17 protein-coding genes are annotated in these 20,662 nt (G+C 54.3%); 7 read left to right on the top strand and 10 right to left on the bottom strand.

Annotated elements, in window-relative coordinates; translation table 11 throughout:
* Nucleotides 1-19: 19 nt before the first annotated feature.
* The 7 genes from CX650_RS06145 to dauA all read right to left on the bottom strand — a co-directional run bounded on the left by CX650_RS06145 (nucleotide 20) and on the right by dauA (nucleotide 8,894).
* Nucleotides 20-1,240 (bottom strand): sensor domain-containing diguanylate cyclase, encoded by a 1,221-nt coding sequence (locus CX650_RS06145; protein ID WP_101095301.1) that lies wholly within the window; start codon nucleotides 1,238-1,240, stop codon nucleotides 20-22.
* A gap of 68 nt (nucleotides 1,241-1,308) precedes the next feature.
* A complete protein-coding gene (purK, locus tag CX650_RS06140; RefSeq protein ID WP_039033752.1) occupies nucleotides 1,309-2,388 on the bottom strand; it encodes a 5-(carboxyamino)imidazole ribonucleotide synthase in 1,080 nt (359 codons plus the stop codon).
* Nucleotide 2,389: 1 nt separating this feature from the next.
* On the bottom strand, nucleotides 2,390-2,881 hold the full coding sequence (purE, locus tag CX650_RS06135; protein WP_025010942.1) for a 5-(carboxyamino)imidazole ribonucleotide mutase: 492 nt from the start codon (nucleotides 2,879-2,881) through the stop codon (nucleotides 2,390-2,392).
* Nucleotides 2,882-3,122: 241 nt separating this feature from the next.
* The gene (locus CX650_RS06130; RefSeq protein ID WP_101095300.1) at nucleotides 3,123-4,289 is read right to left on the bottom strand and encodes a PQQ-dependent sugar dehydrogenase; all 1,167 of its coding nucleotides are present in this window, start codon (nucleotides 4,287-4,289) and stop codon (nucleotides 3,123-3,125) included.
* 98 nt (nucleotides 4,290-4,387) lie between these two features.
* Nucleotides 4,388-5,779, bottom strand: a complete 1,392-nt coding sequence (locus tag CX650_RS06125; protein WP_101095299.1) for an SPFH domain-containing protein — start codon at nucleotides 5,777-5,779, stop codon at nucleotides 4,388-4,390.
* A gap of 10 nt (nucleotides 5,780-5,789) precedes the next feature.
* Nucleotides 5,790-6,875 (bottom strand): alpha/beta hydrolase, encoded by a 1,086-nt coding sequence (locus CX650_RS06120; protein WP_101095298.1) that lies wholly within the window; start codon nucleotides 6,873-6,875, stop codon nucleotides 5,790-5,792.
* A 231-nt stretch (nucleotides 6,876-7,106) separates the two neighbouring features.
* Complete coding sequence (gene dauA / locus CX650_RS06115) at nucleotides 7,107-8,894, bottom strand: C4-dicarboxylic acid transporter DauA (RefSeq protein ID WP_101095297.1); 1,788 nt, start codon at nucleotides 8,892-8,894, stop codon at nucleotides 7,107-7,109.
* Between the two features lie 322 nt (nucleotides 8,895-9,216).
* Between dauA and CX650_RS06110 the strand changes: the two genes are divergently transcribed.
* The 4 genes from CX650_RS06110 to CX650_RS06095 all read left to right on the top strand — a co-directional run bounded on the left by CX650_RS06110 (nucleotide 9,217) and on the right by CX650_RS06095 (nucleotide 13,244).
* Complete coding sequence (locus CX650_RS06110) at nucleotides 9,217-11,187, top strand: vWA domain-containing protein (RefSeq protein ID WP_229800091.1); 1,971 nt, start codon at nucleotides 9,217-9,219, stop codon at nucleotides 11,185-11,187.
* A 119-nt stretch (nucleotides 11,188-11,306) separates the two neighbouring features.
* A complete protein-coding gene (locus CX650_RS06105; protein ID WP_100145235.1) occupies nucleotides 11,307-11,885 on the top strand; it encodes a sigma-70 family RNA polymerase sigma factor in 579 nt (192 codons plus the stop codon).
* Nucleotides 11,882-12,634: a hypothetical protein gene (locus CX650_RS06100; protein WP_101095296.1), complete on the top strand. Its 753-nt coding sequence runs from the start codon at nucleotides 11,882-11,884 to the stop codon at nucleotides 12,632-12,634. The genes CX650_RS06105 and CX650_RS06100 overlap by 4 nt, the downstream gene beginning before the upstream one ends.
* Nucleotides 12,635-12,773: 139 nt before the next feature.
* On the top strand, nucleotides 12,774-13,244 hold the full coding sequence (locus CX650_RS06095) for a cupin domain-containing protein (protein ID WP_101095295.1): 471 nt from the start codon (nucleotides 12,774-12,776) through the stop codon (nucleotides 13,242-13,244).
* Nucleotides 13,245-13,449: 205 nt separating this feature from the next.
* On the opposite strand, the gene CX650_RS06090 is transcribed toward CX650_RS06095, so the two are convergent.
* Together CX650_RS06090 and CX650_RS06085 are read right to left on the bottom strand one after the other, a co-directional pair.
* Nucleotides 13,450-13,872, bottom strand: coding sequence for a ribosomal maturation YjgA family protein (locus tag CX650_RS06090; RefSeq protein WP_208622106.1), 423 nt, complete (start codon nucleotides 13,870-13,872; stop codon nucleotides 13,450-13,452).
* Nucleotides 13,869-14,207, bottom strand: a complete 339-nt coding sequence (locus CX650_RS06085; RefSeq protein WP_101095294.1) for a winged helix-turn-helix transcriptional regulator — start codon at nucleotides 14,205-14,207, stop codon at nucleotides 13,869-13,871. The genes CX650_RS06090 and CX650_RS06085 overlap by 4 nt, the downstream gene beginning before the upstream one ends.
* A gap of 207 nt (nucleotides 14,208-14,414) precedes the next feature.
* Between CX650_RS06085 and CX650_RS06080 the strand changes: the two genes are divergently transcribed.
* Both CX650_RS06080 and CX650_RS06075 read left to right on the top strand, forming a co-directional pair.
* Nucleotides 14,415-14,729, top strand: coding sequence for a monooxygenase (locus CX650_RS06080; RefSeq protein WP_025010933.1), 315 nt, complete (start codon nucleotides 14,415-14,417; stop codon nucleotides 14,727-14,729).
* A gap of 135 nt (nucleotides 14,730-14,864) precedes the next feature.
* Complete coding sequence (locus CX650_RS06075) at nucleotides 14,865-18,131, top strand: S41 family peptidase (RefSeq protein ID WP_101095293.1); 3,267 nt, start codon at nucleotides 14,865-14,867, stop codon at nucleotides 18,129-18,131.
* 105 nt (nucleotides 18,132-18,236) lie between these two features.
* On the opposite strand, the gene CX650_RS06070 is transcribed toward CX650_RS06075, so the two are convergent.
* Nucleotides 18,237-18,680: an OsmC family protein gene (locus CX650_RS06070; RefSeq protein ID WP_101095292.1), complete on the bottom strand. Its 444-nt coding sequence runs from the start codon at nucleotides 18,678-18,680 to the stop codon at nucleotides 18,237-18,239.
* Between the two features lie 342 nt (nucleotides 18,681-19,022).
* Here CX650_RS06070 and CX650_RS06065 point away from each other — a divergent pair, with 342 nt between their 5' ends.
* The gene (locus CX650_RS06065; protein WP_101095313.1) at nucleotides 19,023-20,585 is read left to right on the top strand and encodes a S8 family serine peptidase; all 1,563 of its coding nucleotides are present in this window, start codon (nucleotides 19,023-19,025) and stop codon (nucleotides 20,583-20,585) included.
* Nucleotides 20,586-20,662 lie beyond the last annotated feature (77 nt).

Genomic DNA, 20,662 nt, shown 5'->3' with positions numbered 1-20,662 from the left:
TTGGGATCCGGTTCTTTATTTATTTGAGCTCACTCTTGCGGGCTTTTTTATATTGGTACATCTGGTTGTCTGCCAATCTGAGACTCTGCTCCACATCGCCATTGAAAGGTGCGATGCCAGCGCTGAAATACACGGCAACCTTATCGGTGGTCAGCTTGGTCTCGACTTGCTGTAAGCGTTCTCTGAGCCAAGTTTCACTGCCGTAGCAGAGCAGCACAAACTCATCGCCGCCAAAGCGGCTCACCAGTGCCGGTGTCGGAAAAGCGAGTTTCAGCTCGGTTGCCAAACGTTTGAGTGCAAAGTCACCGGCACCGTGCCCCAGACTATCATTGATTTTTTTCAGGTTATCCATATCCAGCAGCACCAGCATGCTTTCTATGTTGTTTTTGGGCTGCCACTTCTGGGTTTGCTCTTCAAAATACTTGCGATTGGCGAGCCCCGTCAGACTGTCAAAGTTAGCCAATTGGTGGATCTGACGGGACTTTTGGTACAGGGCGATGGCATTGGCGGCTTCATGGGTCAAAATAGCCACCAGATCCCTGTCATAGCTGCTGAAGCTGGCAACCAATGAACTGTCGAGATTGAGCATGGCATAGAGTTTGCCATCTATATGGAGTGGGCTTGAAAGCGTCGCGCTAATGGGAGGGGCGGCTGCATTTAACAATAATGCTTGAGCTTCAGGACTCAGACCACTCTGGGCGTTGAGTTTGCGCATATCGTTGACCACGACTACCCGGTCGCAGCGGCCATTGGTCAACCTGTATGCGAAAGACTGCTCCAGGGTCATATTCAGCCGTTGCAATTTGGTCATATCCAGCCCTAAAGCTGATTCAAAATGTAACTTATTACTGCCGGGGTCCACCAGTATGATAGAGCCCATTTCGGCGCCATCTATCATGGCGACGGCTTTACCCAGCAGGGCATTGAGGAAGGCGTGTTCGGTTTCGTATTGGCTGGAAAGATGCACCAACTCGAAGGTGGCTTCGTTGATACCCAGCACCTGTTCCAGGTGTCGCCACAGCCGGCCCAGGCGCCCTTGGTGGACAAAGTAGCCCAGACTATAGGCCATGAAATAGATGACAGAAACCCCGACCCACTGCAGCCAGGGAAGTTCTCCGGCTGGACTGGTGACCCAAAATAATAAGGCTATCAGTAGCAGCGGCAGTAACATAAGCAGCAGATGATAACGCAGATCCAATGTGTCTATCTTCTGCTTTTTGAGTCCGTTCTGATCCAACAAATCCTGAAAGCCCTAAAGTTATGCCTTGAACAGTCGTAAAAGGCGGGCAACCCTTGCCCGCCCGTTTTTCAGTCAAACTCTGCCTGTATCCATGAGAGTGGTGCCTGATACTGAGTCGGCATCCACTGCTTAAGCTGGCTGATGCTGTTTGCCAGCGCGTTTTTATCCAGTACCGACAAGTTCAGGTGGCCTACCTTGCGGCCGGGGCGCACCTCTTTGTCGTACCAGAATAGCTCGGCATTGGCCAGGCTCAGCCAACGGTCGTCCTTATCTATGCCTATCAGGTTGACCATTACACACTGGAAGTTAACCTGAGGCGTCATCAGTGGCAATTCGCACAGGGCCCGCAGGTGCAGCTGGAACTGATCCATATGAGTGCCTGCCTGAGTCCAGTGCCCTGAGTTATGCACCCTTGGCGCCAGTTCATTGACCAGCAGGTGATCGCCCACCCGGAAACACTCCATCGCCATCACCCCAACATACTCCAGCTCATGCATTATACTGCTGAGCATAGTTTCGGCCTCGGCCTGCAATGGTTGCAACCGGGCCAAGGGGGCTATCGATGCCATCAGAATGCCATCTTGATGCAAATTGAGCGTTAAGGGATAAAAGAAGCACTCGCCGCTGCGGCTGCGAACCCCAACCAGAGACACTTCTTCATCGAAGGGGATCGCCTGCTCGGCAATCGCCTCATTACGCCAATCGGCTGGGATAGTGCTCGACTCGACCTGTTTCAGCCAGTGTTGTCCCTTGCCATCATAGCCGCCGGTGCGGCGTTTCAGTAGAACTCTTTCACCATATTTGTGATAAAGATCATTAACTTGGGTGTTTTCGTCCAGCAGTTCCCAAGGCGCAGTGGCCACCTTGAGCTGATCCAGCAGGGATTTTTGGGTGTATCTGTCGGCGAGGCGGCCAAATACCGGACCATTGATGAAATGACAGTGCTGCGATAATTGCAGGCTCAGGGGTGACTCGGGCCACTGCTCACGTTCGGCAGTAATAATATCTGTGTCTGTCAGCGGCAACTTTTCATCGCTTGGCGCCATGATATCCACCGGGCGGACATCTATCGCCAGCGGTTGGCCGGCATGACGCAACATGGCACCCAGTTGGCCATCGCCCAGTACCCAAACTCTCTTGTCAGCCATCTCAGTCTTCCCTCGGATCCGGATTATCCAGTACCGCGCGGGTCTGAGCTTCGCGGAAGGCTTCGAGGCGCTCGGCCAGTTGCGAGTCCTGAGTTGCCAGCATCTGGCAGGCCAGCAGGCCGGCATTGAATGCCCCGGCTGTCCCTATGGCCAGCGTTCCTACGGCAATCCCCTTGGGCATCTGCACTATCGACAACAGACTGTCCATGCCGCTGAGAGCCTTGCTTTGTACCGGCACGCCCAGTACAGGCAAGCGGGTCTTGGAAGCTATCATACCCGGCAGGTGAGCGGCGCCGCCGGCACCGCCTATGATGACCTTGTATCCTTTGTCTGCTGCTGATGCGGCAAATTCCATCAACTTGTCTGGGGTTCTATGGGCCGAAACCACTTCGACATGGTAGGGCACCTTGAGAGAATCCATGATCTCTGCGGCCGCTTCCATGGTGGGCCAATCACTCTTGGAACCCATTACAACAGCAACGAGGGCTTGCATGATAACTCCTTAACTACTGATTTTATTTATAATATTTTGCCTGTTTCCAGGTCGGGTACAGTAACGGACGGTGCAAACCCGTTCCATGAGTGCTCTGCGTTGGTCTACAGGCCTGGATACAAGGCGTGGTTCGCACCCTCCTTAACCCGGCGTTGTTCCCAAGGCCGGGCGATAATGGCTGCAGATAATATCACGACAGGACGGCGCGCGCTGCCCTTGAACACTGTGTTTCGGACAAAAATCAGCCCGAATAAAAGATGCGATAGAGGCGGCCTTGGGCATCATCGGCTACCAGCAAGGAACCATCCGGTAACTGCAGTACATCGGCGGGGCGTCCGGATACGGTTTCGCCCTTGAGCCAGCCTTCGGCAAACACCTGAGGTTCACCGGCCTTGCCCTGTTTTATCGGCACGAAACGCACTCGATATCCTACCTTGCTGGACCGGTTCCAGGAGCCGTGCTCGGCAATAAAAATGCCGCCGTGATAGGCCTTGGGGAAGCTATCGCCGCGATAGAAGGTCATCCCCAGCGCTGCTACATGGGCGCCCAATTTGACTTCAGGTGGGCTGAAATCGGCAAGCTGCTTACCTTTGCCGAATTCAGGATCCAGGGTATCCCCTTGATGAACGTAGGGATAACCAAAATGCTGGCCGCGTTGACTCAAATGATTGAGCTCATCGGCTGGCATATCGTCTCCCATCATGTCGCGGCCATTGTCGGTAAACCACAGCTGGCCACTGACGGGGTCGAAGTCGAAACCGACACTGTTGCGCACACCGGCAGCTTCGAGTCTTGGTTGTTTGCTTTGGAGGTCCAGGCTGATTATTTTGCTGTAGTCGCTGCCGGCATCACAGATATTGCAAGGTGCGCCTATGGGTATATACAGGCGACCGTCGGCGGCAAACTTGAGGTATTTCCAGCTGTGATGCTTATCTGTGGGTAAGTCATCATAAAAGATTCGGTAGCTCGGGGAAGCATTCTGACTCAGTTGCTGCTCGATATTATCGAAGGCAAGAATTTGGCTCACGGCGCCTACATAGAGAGTCTGGTCCCGAAAAGCCAGCCCGGAAGGCATATTGAGCCCGGAGGCGATCACTTTAACCCTGTCATGGCGGCCATCGGCATCTGTATCTATTGCGGCATAGACTTTACCTTCGCCGCGACTGCCGATAAAGAGTGTGCCCTGGCTGCCAAGCGCCATCTGGCGGGCATTGGCGACATTATCCAGATAGACTTCTATCTTAAAGCCCTGGGGCAGGCGGATATCCTTCAGTACCGATGGCGCTGAATTTTCAGCCAGTGCAGAGCCACTCACGGTAGCTGTCAACAAAGCTGCCGTCGAGAGAGCCGCTGCAAGCGAGATAGCGCGGCGCTGCGGGCGCAGTGAAACGGATGAATGCTTAGACATAAGGCCTCCTTGCGGTTGGGCATATCAGTATGACCTGAAATGAAGGCGAATAAAAAGGGAGACCGAGCCTCCCTAAAATTGACTTTCTAACCAGCCTGTTATTTGGCGGATGCTTTACTGCCAAGGGCGGTGCTTTTTTCCATCAGTCCCAACGCCGACAAGCCGGTGATCACGTCCAGATTGGAGGTCATGCCGTTGCCGCCACTGCCGTTGATATAGTTCTTCGGCATATCCACCTTGAAGTTGGGCAGGTTCTGATACAGGGCGTTGGCTACATCCCGGTTCAGCTCGGCCAGATACACTTTCTCATGAGCACCCAATGCCTTGTATTTCGCCGCCAGTACGTCGGCTTCGGCTATCCCTTTTTCACGGATCGCCTTGGCCTCAAACATGGCCGAGGCCGAGTTGGCTTTCTGGATCTCCAGGTTGGCCTGGGCGATTTCCAGCTCCTTGGCCTTGCTCAGGGTAGCGATATCTTTCTTCTTGCGTTCTTCCACCAGTTCACGCTCGGCGATTTGCCGCGCCACTTCAACCTCTTTTTGCTGGGCAATAACCGCCAGCTCCTTGGCACGCTGGGCATCCTGTACTTCGCGGGTACGCTGGATCTCTTTGCGCAGCTGCTCCGTCTTGGCCTGGGCCTTGGAGGTTTCCTGCTCTTGAATGGTACGGATCCGTTCGGCAACCAGTTTTTTCTTGTCGGTCAATAGCTTGTCCAGTTGATCTTCCGGCTTGGGATCGCCGATAGTGACCTGGGTGACCGTGATGCCATAATGTTTTAGCGGGTTATCCTGACGTACCGGATTACCGCTCTTGTCGGTAATAGGCACTGTCTTCCACACCAATTGCTTGGTGGCTTGCAGCTTGTTGGAATCTTCCTGATCGAAGCCCACCGGCACCAGATCCACCTGCTCGACTTCAACCTGGCGTCGCTCAGTGGTATAGATACCGTTGCTGAGCTGATCCGACAGTTGTGCCTTGAACTGATTGAGGCCGCCCTGGAAAAACTCCTCGCCGGTATATTGGGTTGAGGTGATCACGGTGACGTTGCGGGCGTTTTTGATCAACATGGTGTCAATCAGGTTGTCGTTGGAGCGAAACTCCCGATGCATGGTCTTGAGCTGCTCGGGATCATAAGACAGCTTAAAGCGGAAAGTGGCCGGTACCTGGCCCGTGTACGTATCGGCAAAGCGTACCTGCAGCGCCGGCAGACGTTGGTAGAACACCTCACCTTGATTGTTGCCAAAGGAGACGGTAACGACCTGATCATAGCGGGTTATTTTCGACAGAAACGGCATGCGAAAGTGGATGCCGGGCTCGGTAAACACATCCAAAGAGCCGGTAACATTGTTCTGATGCACATAGGTGTAACCGGCATCTGTCATCAATACTGAGCTTTGGGCAATACCCAGGGCCGCCAATATGCCCACCCCTATCAGAATGCGCTTGGGGGTAAAATAGGATTTAAAACCTGAGGTACTTTTCAGTTCCATCTAATCTTCCTTAATTGAGTTCCAATACGAAATTGACATAATCCGGGTATTTCTGCTGCCAGGCATCATCAAAGAAATGTCCGCCCTGATGCGGTTTGAGCTGCAGTTGATTATCCAGGCTAAAAAATTGTTCCAGCTGTTTATCCAGCGCCAGATTACTGCTGTGTTCCTGTTCGCCGTATGAGATGACCAGTCGCTTACCGGCGGGGGCCGAAGTTTTGAGCTCGGTTTGCATGCCGCCTGCAGACAATAGCAGGGCGCCGACATAATCATTCGGGTGTTTGGCCAGCAGGTGAGCGCTGTGAAGGGCACCCTGGGAAAAGCCCATCAGTGCTACTTTCTGCTTGTTGACAGGGCTGGTCTTTGCCGCCAGGGCTAAAGCCTGCTGCACCGCCCGGTGACTGGACTCGGTTTCTGTTGTGGCCCAGCGGAAGCTGTGCTCATTGAGCTTTTCCGTGCCGTTGATGCCGATAAATATTGCCCGTTCACTCGTCAGCAGTTCGGCCATATGGGTGCTGTTGCTGCCTTCTGTGCCATAGCCGGATAACCAGACTAGCACAGGCCAGCCACCTTCAGGGGCTGTCCCATGAGGGTGGTGGATATAAGCTGTACCGGCATCTTTTGCATGCTGAGGATAACGACGTTTAACCTTTTCCAGCACGGCGCGGTACTCATCCGAGTCTCTGATGGCGTTAAGTTCGTCGTCTTCCTCAAGCATTATCTGTTGCCACAGGCCGCGGCTGTCGGCCAGTTGCAGCATTTCGATAGCCTGGTCTTTAAGTTCCAGCATTGCCAGAGTACCGGCGGCTTGATAGGGCGCCCAGATATTGCTGCTATCGCGTTCTGTGGCCATTAGGTAATAGGCGAGGGCACCGGCGTAGTTGTTGTAGCGGCTTTTTTCATTATCCCCTTGGGCGATGAAGTCTTCCGCGTTGGCTTGACTCAGATACAGGTTGGCTATCGGGCTAAGTGTTTGCCAGCGGATCTCCGCTTCTGTTTTATCCTCATTAGCCTGCGCCAGTTGGCTCAGGCTGAATAGCCCCAGCCCGGCAACCAGCTTTAACAGGTTACAGAGCTTTGTTTGTTTGGCTTGCATTCCCAGTCCTTTGCAATGTACGGCGGCAATTCAATATTGCGCCTTTTTTATCCTGTGCTTTTTAATCAACGCCCTTTTTATCAGCGCGCATACTAGCAGATTGGCTTAAGTGGGGGGATAGCCAATCTCTTACAATTGTGTCAGTAGTTTGCGATGGTTATTACTTTGGCGGGATAAGCGAGCGCCCGGATAAGACCGGGCGCGTGAAGGTATAATCAATGATCAATAGTGCTATTGCGCCGGTTTGCTCTGGGCAGTTTCTGCGCTAGTTTGACCATCTATGCTGAGCGGCACCTGTTCTTCAATCAGCTCTCTCAAAGTGGGATAGAACTTGAGCACACCTTCGATAGGCTGTACCTTGGCCTTGGCCAGGGTCCGGATTGGCTGGAACTGCAGATCGGCAACCAGCAAACGGGTATCGTTACTTTGGCATTTGCGTATCAGCTTGTTCAACGCCGCCATACCACCGGCATCGAGAATGGACACCCCATCCATATAGAGCACTATGACTTGCTTATCCTGGGTCATCTGCGCTATTTCAGCAAAGATGCGCTCCGCCGCGGCAAAAAACAGTGGGCCATTAATCTTAAGTACTACCCAATCGTCCGGTAGTGGCCGGTCAATATAACGTTTATTGTGGCTGATATCGTAGAGGCGGGTCATCTCGGCGATCTCTTTCATAAACAGCAGGGCCGCCAGCATGATCCCGAAAGAGATGGCGATCACCATGTCGAACGCTACCGTCAGGAAAAAGCAGCTTAAAAATACCCAGATATCGCTGCGCGGCGCGGTTTTCAGCAGTTGCCAGGCCTTGGGAGCTTCGCTCATGTTCCAGGCTACAACCAGCAATAAGGCCGCCATGGCCGCCATCGGCAGGAAGGACAGTAAGCCGGCCAGCGCCACCAGCCCCAGGAGTACTACCAGGGAGTGGATAATCGCCGATACCGGGCTAAAGGCACCGGCCTTGACGTTGGCCGCGCTGCGGGCGATGGCAGCTGTAGCCGTGATACCGCCAAAGAAAGGGGCCACTATATTACCTATCCCCTGACCAAGCAGCTCACTGTTGGCGCTGTGACGCTTACCTGTCATGCCATCGAGCACTACGGCGCACAGCAGGGATTCGATGGCGCCCAACATGGCGATGGCAAAGGCGGCTGGGGCCAGGGCTTTTACCATCTGCCAGGAAAGCCCCAGAGGTTCACCATCCGGCCCGGGCTGCAACCAAGGCCACTCAAAGTTTGGCAGGAAGGGGGGAATACCATTGCCCTGGCTACCGTCGGGCAGCAGATAATGGAAGCGGCTGCCTATGGTTTCTACCTCTTGCCCAAAGCTGCCGAGCAGCAGTGCCAGTAGACTGCCGATAATGATGGCCGGCAGATGCGCCGGTACCGGCAATTTCAGTTTTGGCCACAACAGCATCACAGCCAGAGTGACCAATGCGACCACTAAGCTGGGAAAATCGGTTTGTGGCAGTGCCAGTACCAGTACCTGCAGCTTTTCACCAAACTGCTCCGGCATGCTGTCTATCGGGAGGCCGAAGAAGTCTTTCAGCTGTAGAACTGCAATGACTACCCCTATCCCGGCGGTAAAGCCCAGCGTCACCGACTGGGGAATATATTGGATCAGGCGACCAAGGCGCAGCAGCGCCATGGCTATCAGAATCCCCCCTGACATCATCCCCGCCATCAACAGACCGGCGAGGCCAAACTCCTGAGCTATGGGATAAAGCAGCACCACAAAGGCCGCGGTTGGGCCAGAGATTGAGTAGCGTGAGCCGCCGGTAAGGGCGATGATAAAGCCGCCTATGATAGCGGTATAGAGACCATATTGAGGGGCAACACCACTGGCTATAGCCAAAGCCATAGCCAATGGAATGGCGATGATCCCCACTGTGACCCCGGCCATCAGATCCTGGCCAAAGTGTTTACCACTATAGCCTTCCTTGGCGATGACTTCACGCAGGGCATGGCCTAGGCGCAAAGAAAAAAGTTGGGTTCTGAAATTGCTTATGTGAGGCACGTCGACAGGGCTCCAGAAAATCGAACCGGCTTGTGGCCGGAAAAAAAGAGCCGTTATTTTAGGCTTCTGTAAACCCGCCTTGTGTGACGTGTGACTCAAAAGCTAAATTTTAAGCTTTTTTTTGGGGTAAAAGTGTGTTTGGTCGAAAGCAATTCTGTTTTTCACGTTTGCTCTTCTCTTTTTATCTGCCTTGGTCGCTTGGCGTTTCTTAGCCATCATTCACCAGTGCTTTGGCTTATTTGCAAGATTTATTGTGGGTTCGATAACCCTTTTGCTTCTGCTGCCCGTTTGCAATAACAACAGCCGAATAAGGAGAAATGTTATGAAGGCGACAATGTTGCCAGGCAAATGCAAGGTGAGTACCAAAGGGAAGATGGGGATAAATCAAAGCGCCGCCATTGCTGGGCGCCAATATCATCTTAGCCTGTTGGCCATTCTAGTTGGCAGTTTGTGGCTGACTGCCTGTCAGCCACAGCAGTCCCATGAGCCACCCAAGGTAGCCAATCAAGCGAGTGAGCCTCAGTCCTCTGAGGTTGAAACTACTGTGCTGCCAAGCAAAGACCCCGGGCGGGATATCGCGAATGCTATAACCCATGCGCAAGCTCAGAAGTTAGCCGTCAGCGGCGCTGCATCGTCACGGACTTTGTACCAGCCGAGTGTCCAGCCAAGAAGCTTGAGCGTGCCTGCTGAATTGACTCTGGCGGATGTGAATTATCCCAGCGCCACTGTGCTTGCCAATGGCTCGGAGGTGTATATCGCCAACGGCATCATGGTGGCGGGCGAAACACCGTTATCGACCTTTTCCGTCGATGTGGACAGTGGCAGTTACAGCCTGATGCGGCGCAGTATCAACCTGGGAGCATTGCCAGCCAAGGGCACAGTGAGAGTCGAGGAATTGATTAACTATTTCGACTACAACTACCCACAGCCGGACAAAGGCGAGCCTTTCTCCATCAGTACTGAGCTGGCACCGTCGCCTTACAATGAAGGCAAGATGCTGTTGCGTATCGGGCTTAAGGGTTATGAAGTGCCTGCCAGTCAGATAGGCGCCGCCAACCTGGTGTTCTTAATGGATGTTTCCGGCTCCATGTCATCGCAGGACAAGTTGCCGCTGCTGAAATCGGCCATCAAAATGCTCAGCGATACGCTCACCTCTGAGGACAAGGTGTCGATAGTTGTCTATGCCGGTGAGGCCGGCGTCGTACTGGACGGTATCAATGGTGCCGATAAAGAGAGCCTAGACGCCGCTTTGGCTGAGCTTAAGGCCGCCGGCGGCACCAATGGCGGCGAAGGCATCCAAACAGCTTACCGTTTGGCCCGCAAGCACTTTATCAGTGGCGGGGTAAATCGGGTTCTGCTGGCCACCGATGGCGACTTCAATGTGGGTCTGACCAGCAGGCAGGAGCTGCTGGCACTGGTTGAACAACAAAAGCAGCAGGGGATTGGCCTGACGACTCTGGGGGTTGGCCTAGGCAACTACCGCGACAGTATGTTGGAGCAGTTGGCGGATAAGGGTAATGGCCAATACGCTTATATCGATACCTTGAGCGAGGCCCGTAAAATTCTGGTGGAGCAGCGTAGCGGTACCCTGCTGACCATAGCGTCGGATGTCAAAGTGCAGCTCGAGTTCAACCCGGCGCTGGTGGCCGAGTATCGCCTCATCGGCTATGAAAACCGCGCCCTCAAGCGGGAGGATTTCAACAATGATAAGGTCGACGCCGCCGAAATGGGCGCCGGACATGCGGTGACGGCCCTGTATGAGCTCAGCCTTACGGATTCACATAACCTGGCCAACGATGCATTGCGCTATGGTCGCGACCCTGTCAGCGGCAAGGAAAAATACAGCCGTGAAGAGCTTGGCTATCTGAAACTGCGAGCCAAACCGCCCTTGAGTGAGAGTAGCAAAGACAGCAAGAGCCAGCTTTATACTCACGGCATTCGCCTGGATTCTGCCCACAAGTCGCTTGCGCTCGCCAGTGATGATCTGCGTTTCGCCGCGGCGGTAGCCGGGCTTGGGCAACTGCTTAACGGCTCAGTGTATCTGCATGACTTTGACTGGCGCCGGGTCGCCGAGCTTGCCGATTCGGCCAAGGGCGAAGACCCATACGGTTATCGACATGAGTTTGTCAGCCTGGCTCGCAGCGCCGCGCTGTTGGCCGGGCAAGGCGCGCTTAAGCCCGGACGCAAAGTCGTGGCAGATAAAACCAGAGCCGAATCTGTGTCCGAAGCTATGTTTGAACCTATGCCGGCCGACGGATTTAAACCACTGGAACAGGGGCGTAGGCAAAACTGAGATCCAGAGTCGCGCCAGCGGGCTTTACAGCCCAATGGTGTAGAGGCAAACTCTCATCCCAATAACCAATTAAGCTGCCGGTCAGGAGAGAGAATTTGGAACAGCAAAGGCAGACGGGAATGCCAAGTGGAGAGGATGAGACCTGGATGCTGGCTTATGCCGCCGGGGATGCCCAAGCTTTTGAGCGCCTCTATCTTAAACACAAGGGCGGACTCTACCGGTATTTTGTCCGTCAGTTAAGTGACATGGCCTTGGCTGAAGACTTGTATCAGGAAACCTGGAGCCGGGTGATCAAGGCGGCGCAGAGCTATCAACCCAGCGCCAAGTTTACTACCTGGCTGTACCGGATAGCTCACAACCTGCTGATTGACCATGTGCGGGCGGTTAAACCGGTCGACAGCCTCAGCATAGATGAGGATGAGCCGGATGCGCAGGCCAATCTGCTGGGCCCACAAACCGCTGAGCCGGATAGCGAACTGCAGCGAAGTCGTCAGGTCGCCTGGCTCAAGGAGTGCATTGGTCTCTTGCCCCAGGTGCAGAAGGAAGCCTTTTTGCTGAATCAGGAGTCCGGGCTGACGGCGCAACTGATCAGTGAAGTTGTCGGGGCGACGCTGGAGGCCACCAAGAGCCGGATACGTTATGCCTATCAGAGCCTGCGTGACTGTTTGGGGCGCAAGACCCAGGAGAGCATTGAATGACAGAGAACAAACGCGATGATGCTGCCACACCAGAGTCGCAGATAGATGCGCTCTATCGTGAAGGTGCTGTCGAGCAGCCGCCTCTGGCCCTGGATCAGCAAATTCTGCAGCAGGCGAGGGACAACTGCTGTCAAGCGCCAGAGGTGATCCGTCCGGCGCCCGGTTTCTGGCAAAAGCACAGATATGGCCTATCCGCAGCGGCTTCTGTGATGCTGGTGGCAGGGTTGTTTATTCTGAATCCCGAACTGCGAAATGCATCGGCGCCGCAGCCAATGGCCGCTAAGCGAGCGGCACCTCAGGAACAGGCTGTTCAGCAACAGGATATGCTTCTTCAAGAAAGCGCTGCTGCCAAGAATCGCGCCGTGGCAGAACAGAGTGTGCAGCAAAGAGCGGGAATGGCCTCCAGGCAGCAGCAAGCTCTGGCCGCGCAGCCAAGTGATATCGACGGCCGATTGGATCTGCTGACAAGTACCATCGAAGCCGGTGAACTTGAGCAGGCGGCAGTGCTGGTACGAGGCATAGTTGCAGATTATCAACTGACGCTGCCGGATGCTTTAGCCAAGGCCTTGAGCCCAAATGAAGCGGCTCTGGTGAAAGAAGCGGCCCAGCAGCAACTGAAGCAGCAGTCCTTTATCCATCAGGCTACGGCGCCCGAGAATGCGCAAGCGCTTAATCGCGAGCAGAGCGAGCGCTGGCAAGCCTTGCTTGAGCGTCTCGAGCAGAGTCTCGAAGTCAAAGAGAATCACTGAGACGAAAGATTGAGCTTAAAAGAGAGTGACTGAGTTTAAAGAGAGTTACTGGGCTTAAAAAAAGTTACCGGGAAGTCAGTCAGTTTCAATCCATCACAGGGCAGGGAGCCTGCCCTCATTTTAATAACAGGAGTTTTTTATGTTGACCGCCGATGATGTTATCCAGGCACTCGAGCTTGAGCCCCATGTTGAGGGCGGGTATTTCGGTCGTTCATTCGTTTCGGACAGCCGGTTTGATGATAGCCGTAACCTGTGGACCAGCATCTACTTTATGCTCAAGACGGGTGAAGTGTCCCACCTGCATCAACTGACGGCCGATGAGATGTGGTATTTCCACAGCGGTGAGTCGCTGACCATCTATATGCTCTCCGAGCAGGGTGAGCTGACCGAGGCGCAACTCGGGATGGACTTGGCCAAAGGTGAGCGGCCACAGGTCTTGGTGCCCAAAGGTACTATTTTTGGTTCGGCAATGAATAATCCGGGCTATTCGCTGGTAGGTTGTATGGTGGCACCTGGCTTTACCTTCGATGACTTCAAGCTGTTCGGCCGTGATGAACTGCTTGAGCGTTTCCCTCAGCATCAGGCGTTGATAAACCGCCTGACCCGCTAGCGGGCGTTACAAGGTTTAAGCTTATTTTGAGCCGTGATTTTTAAACCGCCTTTTTGAACCGTCAAATCCACGGGGGCAGCTGCCAACCTGCTCCCGGTCTTTTAGCCCGACTTAGCGGGTAATTCTCAGTCCCAATGCTGCCCAGGTGGTGCTGATATTGGCCTAAGCCGGGGTTAAGTACCGAAACTGAGTTTTATTTCAGGGGTTATTCCCGGGCACTTTGAGCTTGTCTCTTCCCCGGGAAAGATAACGCCAGGGAGCCCGGGAGTAACAGCAAACACCCCAGGCTGTATGCCAGCAGATCCAGCCAGTCAAAGTGGCTGCCGATAACGATTCGTGCCAGGCGAATATGGCCCAGCCCCAGCTTATCCACCAAGCCAAAGGCCTGACCAAACTCTATGGCGAAGGCAAATGCCAGCACCAAGGGAAGCAGCAGCCGACTTGCCCAGGGGCTCACGGTTTTAAGGGCGCAAAACATCAGTATTACTACCAGCAGATCGCCGATAAACCCGCGGATGAAGCCGGTCGGGGCGTAGCGGGCTATCAATACTTCAATACCGAACAATAAAAGCGTGGCCAAGGCAAAATGCCAGCGCTTCATGCCATCGAGCCAGGGCACAGGTTTCATTGGGGCTTTCCCGTCAGCAAGTCGGCGTTTTGCTCGGCAAAAAGGTGCATCTGCTCCAGCAGCGGCAACAGTGCCATTCCAAGCACGCTGAGACGATAGTCGACTCTGGGTGGCACTTCAGGGTAGAGAGTACGGGTGAGTACGCCGTCTTGCTCCAGCTCCTTTAGCTGAGCGGTCAGCACTTTTTGACTGACACCGGGCAGATGCCGTTTCAGGTAGCTGAAGCGCTGTGGCTGCTGTTGCAGCAGGAACAGAATGGCGGGTTTCCATTTGCCGCAGATCAGCCGCAGAACCTGATAGGCCGGGCAGAGAGGGGCTTGCTGATTGAGTGTCATAAGGCTGGGCGCAAGTTACTTTAGGGTAACTATGCCACCAATTTGTGCCTCCTTGTAGCGAACGCGCAGCAGTTTTATGATTTCATAAGGAAGGTTCTCATGCTGCTATCTTCCAAGAGAGCAGCATTAACAGTGACAGGCATTCAAGGCCAATCACTTGTTTGCATCTTCCCTGACATTAATCCGCAAACCAAGGGGGAGGGTTGAATGACCACTCTATTGCAAATCGATTTTGAATTTCCCGCCGAAATGATGGGCGATGCCCTGACAGAGCAGGCCAAGCCTCTGGCCGAGTCCATTACCCGGGAGCCAGGTTTCATTGCGAAAATCTGGACTGAAAATCCACGCAGCGGCGAGGCCGGTGGCATCTATCTGTTTGAAGATGAAGCCAGCGCCGAAGCTTACGCCTGCATGCACTCACAACGAGTGGCGGCCATGGGCGCCCACAACATACGCATCAGGCTGTTCGATGTGAATGAATCCTTGAGCAAAATTACCCACGGCTGGCCGCTATCAGTTTGATTTTTCAGTATGCCTGCCGACACATTTGCTAAAACTTCTGTCGTCGGCAACAGCTGAATCCCGCCGCTTTCTCTGCTAACTTGTTGGGCTCGTAAAACCGCGTTAACTGATTAATAACAGAGAATAGAGGCATTGATGAAACTTCGTCACTCCGTGGCCTGCTGTATGCTGGCATTGGGAACTTTGGGCAGTGCAGCCGCCTATGCCGCAGAAGCGGGTCAGGGCTATTACCGTTCGCCCGCGATTCATGACAACACCCTGGTGTTTACTGCCGAAGGGGATATCTGGACTCAGACACTCGGGCAGGAGAAAGCTGCCCGTTTGACCAGCCTGCCGGCCGAAGAGCTGAATGCCAAGATCTCTGCCGATGGAAAATCGCTGGCGTTTACCGCCAACTATGATGGTGCCCAGGAAGTCTATGTGATCCCCATGAGTGGTGGGCTTGCCAAGCGCGTCAGTTTCGAAAACAGCCAGGTTCGGCTGCAGGGCTGGACCGCAAATGGCGAAATTCTCTATGCCACAGACAATGCCCAGGGGCCGGCGAACTACTGGGTGCTGCGTTCGGTAAACCCGGATACTTTGACAACCCGCGATCTGCCGCTGGCCGATGCCATAGAAGGCGTGGTTGACCCAGAAGGTGAGTATGTCTACTTCAGCCGCTTTGGGCTGCAAACCACAGGGGATAATGCCAAGGTGTACCGCGGCGGCGCCATGGGCGAACTGTGGCGTTATCAACTGGGGCAGGACAAAGAGGCCGTGCGGCTGGCCAAAGAGCATCAGGGCTCGCTGCGTCATCCCATGCTGTGGCAGGGGCGGGTCTATTTTGTCTCGGATGCCGATGGCAACGCCAACATCTGGTCTATGGCCAGCGATGGCTCAGATCTTAAACAGTTGACTCAATATCGTGATTTCGAAGTGCGTAGCCCCTATCTGGACGGCGGCCGCATAGTGTTCCAGCTGGGTGCCGATATTCACCTGTGGGACCTGGCTTCCGGGCAGGAGCAGAAGCTGGATCTGCGTCTGGCCTCAGACTTCCCCGAGCGGCGTGAACATTGGGTTAACGATCCGCTCGATTTTGCCACCAGTGCCAGGCTGGCCCCGGCAGGAGACAAGGTGGTCATCACTGCCCGCAGCCATGTGGCGCTGGCGACTACAGATGGTTCCCGCCTGGTAGAGCTGGACTCGGACGGCAAGCATAGAATGCGCAACGCACTGATGAGTCATGACGGCCGTTGGGTCTATGCCATCTCGGATGCTTCCGGTGAGCAAGAGATCTGGCGTTATCCCGCCGATGGCAGCGCTGGCGCCAAGCAGCTGACCCAAGATGGCAACACATTGAGAATGAGCCTGGAGCTGTCGCCCAATGGTCGTTATTTGGCCCATGATGATTATGCCGGTAATTTGTGGCTGCTGGATCTCAAAGACGGCAGTAATAAGAAGATAGTGACCAACAACGAAGGTCTTGGCCCCTATGCCGATATCCGTTGGTCGCCGGATAGCCGCTTCCTGGCTTTGACTCGCTCGGAAGTCGGTGCCCAGCGCAGCCAAGTGATGCTTTACTCACTGGAATCCGCCAAGGGCGAGATGCTGACCAGCGACAAGTACGAGTCTTTTTCGCCCAGCTTCAGCCCGGATGGTCAGTGGCTCTATTTCCTGTCAAACCGTGAGTTCCAGGCCACTCCTTCTTCGCCCTGGGGCGATCGCAACATGGGCCCCGTATTTGACAAGCGTAGCCAAATATTTGCCCTGGCATTGAGTCAGGATGCCCGTTTCCCATTCCAGCGTCCCAACGAGCTGCAAGGCGTTGCTGCCGGTGATGAAAAGGCCGCTGACGATAAGCTGAAAGTGGATTGGCAAGGCCTGAAGTCGCGGCTGTGGCAAGTCCCCATCGAGGCGGGTAACTACCAGAAACTGCAGGTGCTGGACTCTGGGTTCTATCTGCTAGATAGCGATATCACAGGCAAACAGTCGGCGCTCAAGCTGGTGAAGTTTGACCCTTTGAGTCCCAAGTTGGAAACATTCGCAGATGATGTGCGCGATTATCAACTCTCGGCCGATCAGAGCAAGGTATTGCTGCGGAAGCAGAGCAATCCCAAAGAGATGGTGATAGTGCCAGTGGGTGACCAACTGCCGGGCGATCTCAGCAATGCCGTGGTGCAAACATCCCAGTGGCAACTCGCCATTCAACCGCGTCAGGAGTGGCAGCAGATCTTTGAAGATGCCTGGCTGATGCACAGAGACTCTTTTTTCGACAACAAGATGCGCGGGGTCGATTGGCAAGCCGCCAAGGCCAAATATCAGCCATTGCTGGACCGGCTCACCGACAGACATGAGCTGAATGATATCTTCACTCAGATGATGGGTGAACTGGATGCGCTGCACTCGCAAGTGCGCGGCGGTGACTTTGCCAAGGATCCCGATATGCCCAAGGCCGCCGAGCTGGGAGCACGTCTGAGTCAGGTGAAAGATGGTGTCAAGGTCAGCCATATCTATCGCACCGACCCTGAACTGCCGATGCAGGCCTCACCGCTGGCGCGCCCCGGGGTCGATGTCCGTGATGGCGACATCATCACCCATATCAATGGCCGGAAATTGGCTACCCTGGCGCAGCTCACCTCTATGCTGCGTAATCAGGCCGACAAACAGGTGCTTTTGGGACTCAAGCGCGGCAGCAAACAGCACAAGGTAATAGTGCAGGCGATCAGCAACCGTGACAACGCCAAACTCAGGTATCTCGATTGGGTCAATGCCAATGCCGATAAGGTGGCCAAGGCCAGCGACGGCAAGATAGGTTATCTGCATCTGTATGCCATGGGCAGTGGTGATATTGAGAGCTTTGCCCGCGAGTTTTACGCCAACTACGACAAGGATGGTCTGGTTATCGATGTGCGCCGCAATCGTGGCGGTAATATCGACAGCTGGATTATCGAAAAGCTGCTGCGTAAGGCCTGGGCCTTCTGGCAACCTACAACAGGCGCGCCTTATGTCAACATGCAGCAGACGTTCCGCGGCCACCTGGTGGTGCTGACAGATCAGTTGACCTACTCCGATGGTGAAACCTTCTCCGCCGGCATAAAGGCACTGGGATTGGCGCCCTTGGTGGGTAAACAGACGGCGGGCGCCGGGGTGTGGCTTTCGGGCCGCAACAGCCTCACCGACCGGGGCATGGCGCGGGTTGCTGAATATCCTCAGTATGCTATCGATGGCCGCTGGGTGCTTGAAGGCCGCGGTGTCAGCCCGGATATCGAGGTCGACAATCTGCCTCTGGCAACCTTCAAAGGCAAAGATGCTCAGCTTGAGCGGGCTATCAGTTATCTCAAGGATGAACTGGTTCGCGAGCCGATACCGGCATTGAATGCTCGCCCCATGCCTCCCAAGGGTGAAGCGGACGATATTAAGTAAGCATGCAGCGATAAAAAACAGGGGATGCATTTGGCATCCCCTGTTCAGGTGTTAGGGTGTTATCGGCCAAGTGGTTCCCAGGCCGGTGACACCCGTTTTTATTGCTCAGAAATTGATTTCCACTTCGGTATCTGCCGCCAGTGAGTTGGCGATAAAGCAGTTGGCATGTGCCTTTTCGTGGATCTTTTCCAGTGTTTCCCTATCTATCTCAGTGCCTTCGGCAAAAGTGACTTCAGGGTTGAGGCTCATACGGGTCACGGCAATTTTGCCAGACTCCTTCTTGCCGATTTCTGCGGTGGAGTTATCCCGGTAGCTCTCGACCGGTAAGCGCTTCAAGTGAGCTATGGTCAGGAAGGTCAGCATATGGCAGGACGACAATGCTGCCAGCAGACTCTCTTCCGGGTTGACCTTGGCCTCATTGCCTTTGTATTCGGGGGCTGCTGACGCCAGCAGCTGTTGGCCAGTACCAAAGTCTATTTGATGATCTCGATTGAACTCTCCCTCGGGCGCCGGGCTGGTTTGCCAGGATACGGTCAGATGAAAACTCAATTGGATGCTCCTTGAGACGGTTTGCAAAGTAGCGGCCACTATAGCCTATTTGCCAAACCCTTGTCTGCCACAGGTCATCACGATTCCATTTGGCTTATTTGTTTTGGGTGTTTTCAATAATTTTGTTGTTTTATTTGGTTGATTTAATTTGTTATTTTTAATTTTTTACTTCTAATTCTTTAGTCTGATCTCTTTGGTCATTCCACCTACTTTAGTCTTGCATCTGAAGTCTTGCAGCGCTATAACAACATAGTGTGTAAACACTTTGTTTCAATTGTTAATAAAAATAATATTTCGAGATGAATCGAAATGCAGACCAAAAACAAATTGCAGGAGAACATTATGCAGGCATTTTACAAGCCCCTCGCAGCAGCGGTGACTTTGGCGCTGTGCGTCGGTGCACAGGCTGCAGATAACGAGCGCTACATAGTCAAGTTCAAGGAGGGGAAAGGCCCCAGCACTATGGCGCAGATGAAGGCCATGGGTGCCAAAATGGAGCTGGATCTGTCGGCCCACAACGCCGCCGCTTTTTCTATCCCGGCTCAGGCTCTCAAGGGCCTTGCCAACAATCCCAATGTGGAATATGTCGAAGCGGATGTGAAGCGTTTCCCGCTTTCACAGATAGTCCCTTACGGTATTCCCATGGTGCAGGCCGACCAACTCAGTGACGCCCAGACCGGTAATATGAAGGTCTGCATCATAGATTCGGGTTACCAGTTGGCTCATGAAGATCTATCGGGCAACAATGTTGATGGCACTAATGATCCGGGTACCGGCAACTGGTACACAGATGAAAACCATCATGGTACCCATGTGGCCGGGACGATTGCCGCACTCAACAATGGGGTTGGTGTGGTGGGCGTAAACCCCAATGGCAATCTTAACTTGCACATTATCAAGGTATTCAATGCCGATGGTTGGGGCTATTCATCCAGCCTGGTTGCCGCGCTGGACAAGTGTGAGCAGGCCGGCGCCAAGGTGATTAACATGAGCCTGGGTGGCAGTAGGAAGAGCCGCACCGAGGACAGCGCTTTTGCTGCCGCCGACAGCCGCGGCATTCTGAGTATCGCCGCCGCAGGTAACGACGGCAATACCCGCCACTCTTATCCGGCATCTTATAATTCTGTGGTGTCGGTCGCCGCAGTGGATGCCAACAAGCAGCATGCGGATTTCTCACAGCGTACCAGTCAAGTTGAACTCTCCGGCCCGGGGGTCGGCGTGCTTTCCTCCGTGCCTATGGGCACTGCGTTGGTGGCTGCGGCCTCAGTGGCCGGCAATGGTTACGAAGCCATAGGTATGGAAGGCTCACCCACCGGCAGCGCTGCCGGTACTCTGGCTGACTGTGGCACAGGTGAGAGTCCATGTGATGCCGCTGGTAAGGTGTGCTTAATTCAACGTGGTAATATCGCTTTCTCCGATAAAGTGCTCGCCTGTGAAAACGGTGGCGGTGTTGCGGCCATTATCTACAACAATGAGCCGGGTGCCTTGAACGGGACTCTGGGGGAGGTGGTTACCGCCATTCCGTCTGTGGGTGTGAGTGATACCGATGGTGCGGCCATGTTGGCGGCCGTGGGCAGCAATGCCAGCGTTGATATCGGCGCGGGTAACTATGCATACTTCGACGGCACTTCGATGGCGACACCTCATGTGGCCGGGGTTGCGGCCTTGGTGTGGAGTCATTTCCCTCAGTGCAGTAACAGTGACATTCGTGCGGCATTGCGTGCCACCGCCGAAGATCTCGGTGCTGTCGGCCGTGATGATGAGACAGGTTATGGTCTGGTGCAGGCCAAGGATGCAGTGGATTACCTGACCGCCAACGGTTGCTCAGGCGGTGGTACCGGCGGTGGCGGTGACACTGGTGGTTGTAAGGGCAAAGGCTGTAAGAGCCCTAAAAATCCTCGCTGATTGCTGGATCTATTTTGAGATACGCACTAAAAAGCGCTGCAGTTGCAGCGCTTTTTCATGGCAGAGTTTGAGCCAAA

The organism is Shewanella indica (assembly GCF_002836975.1).
GTDB classification, from domain to species: Bacteria; Pseudomonadota; Gammaproteobacteria; order Enterobacterales; family Shewanellaceae; genus Shewanella; species Shewanella indica.
This window is presented reverse-complemented; position numbering and strand designations above follow the sequence as displayed.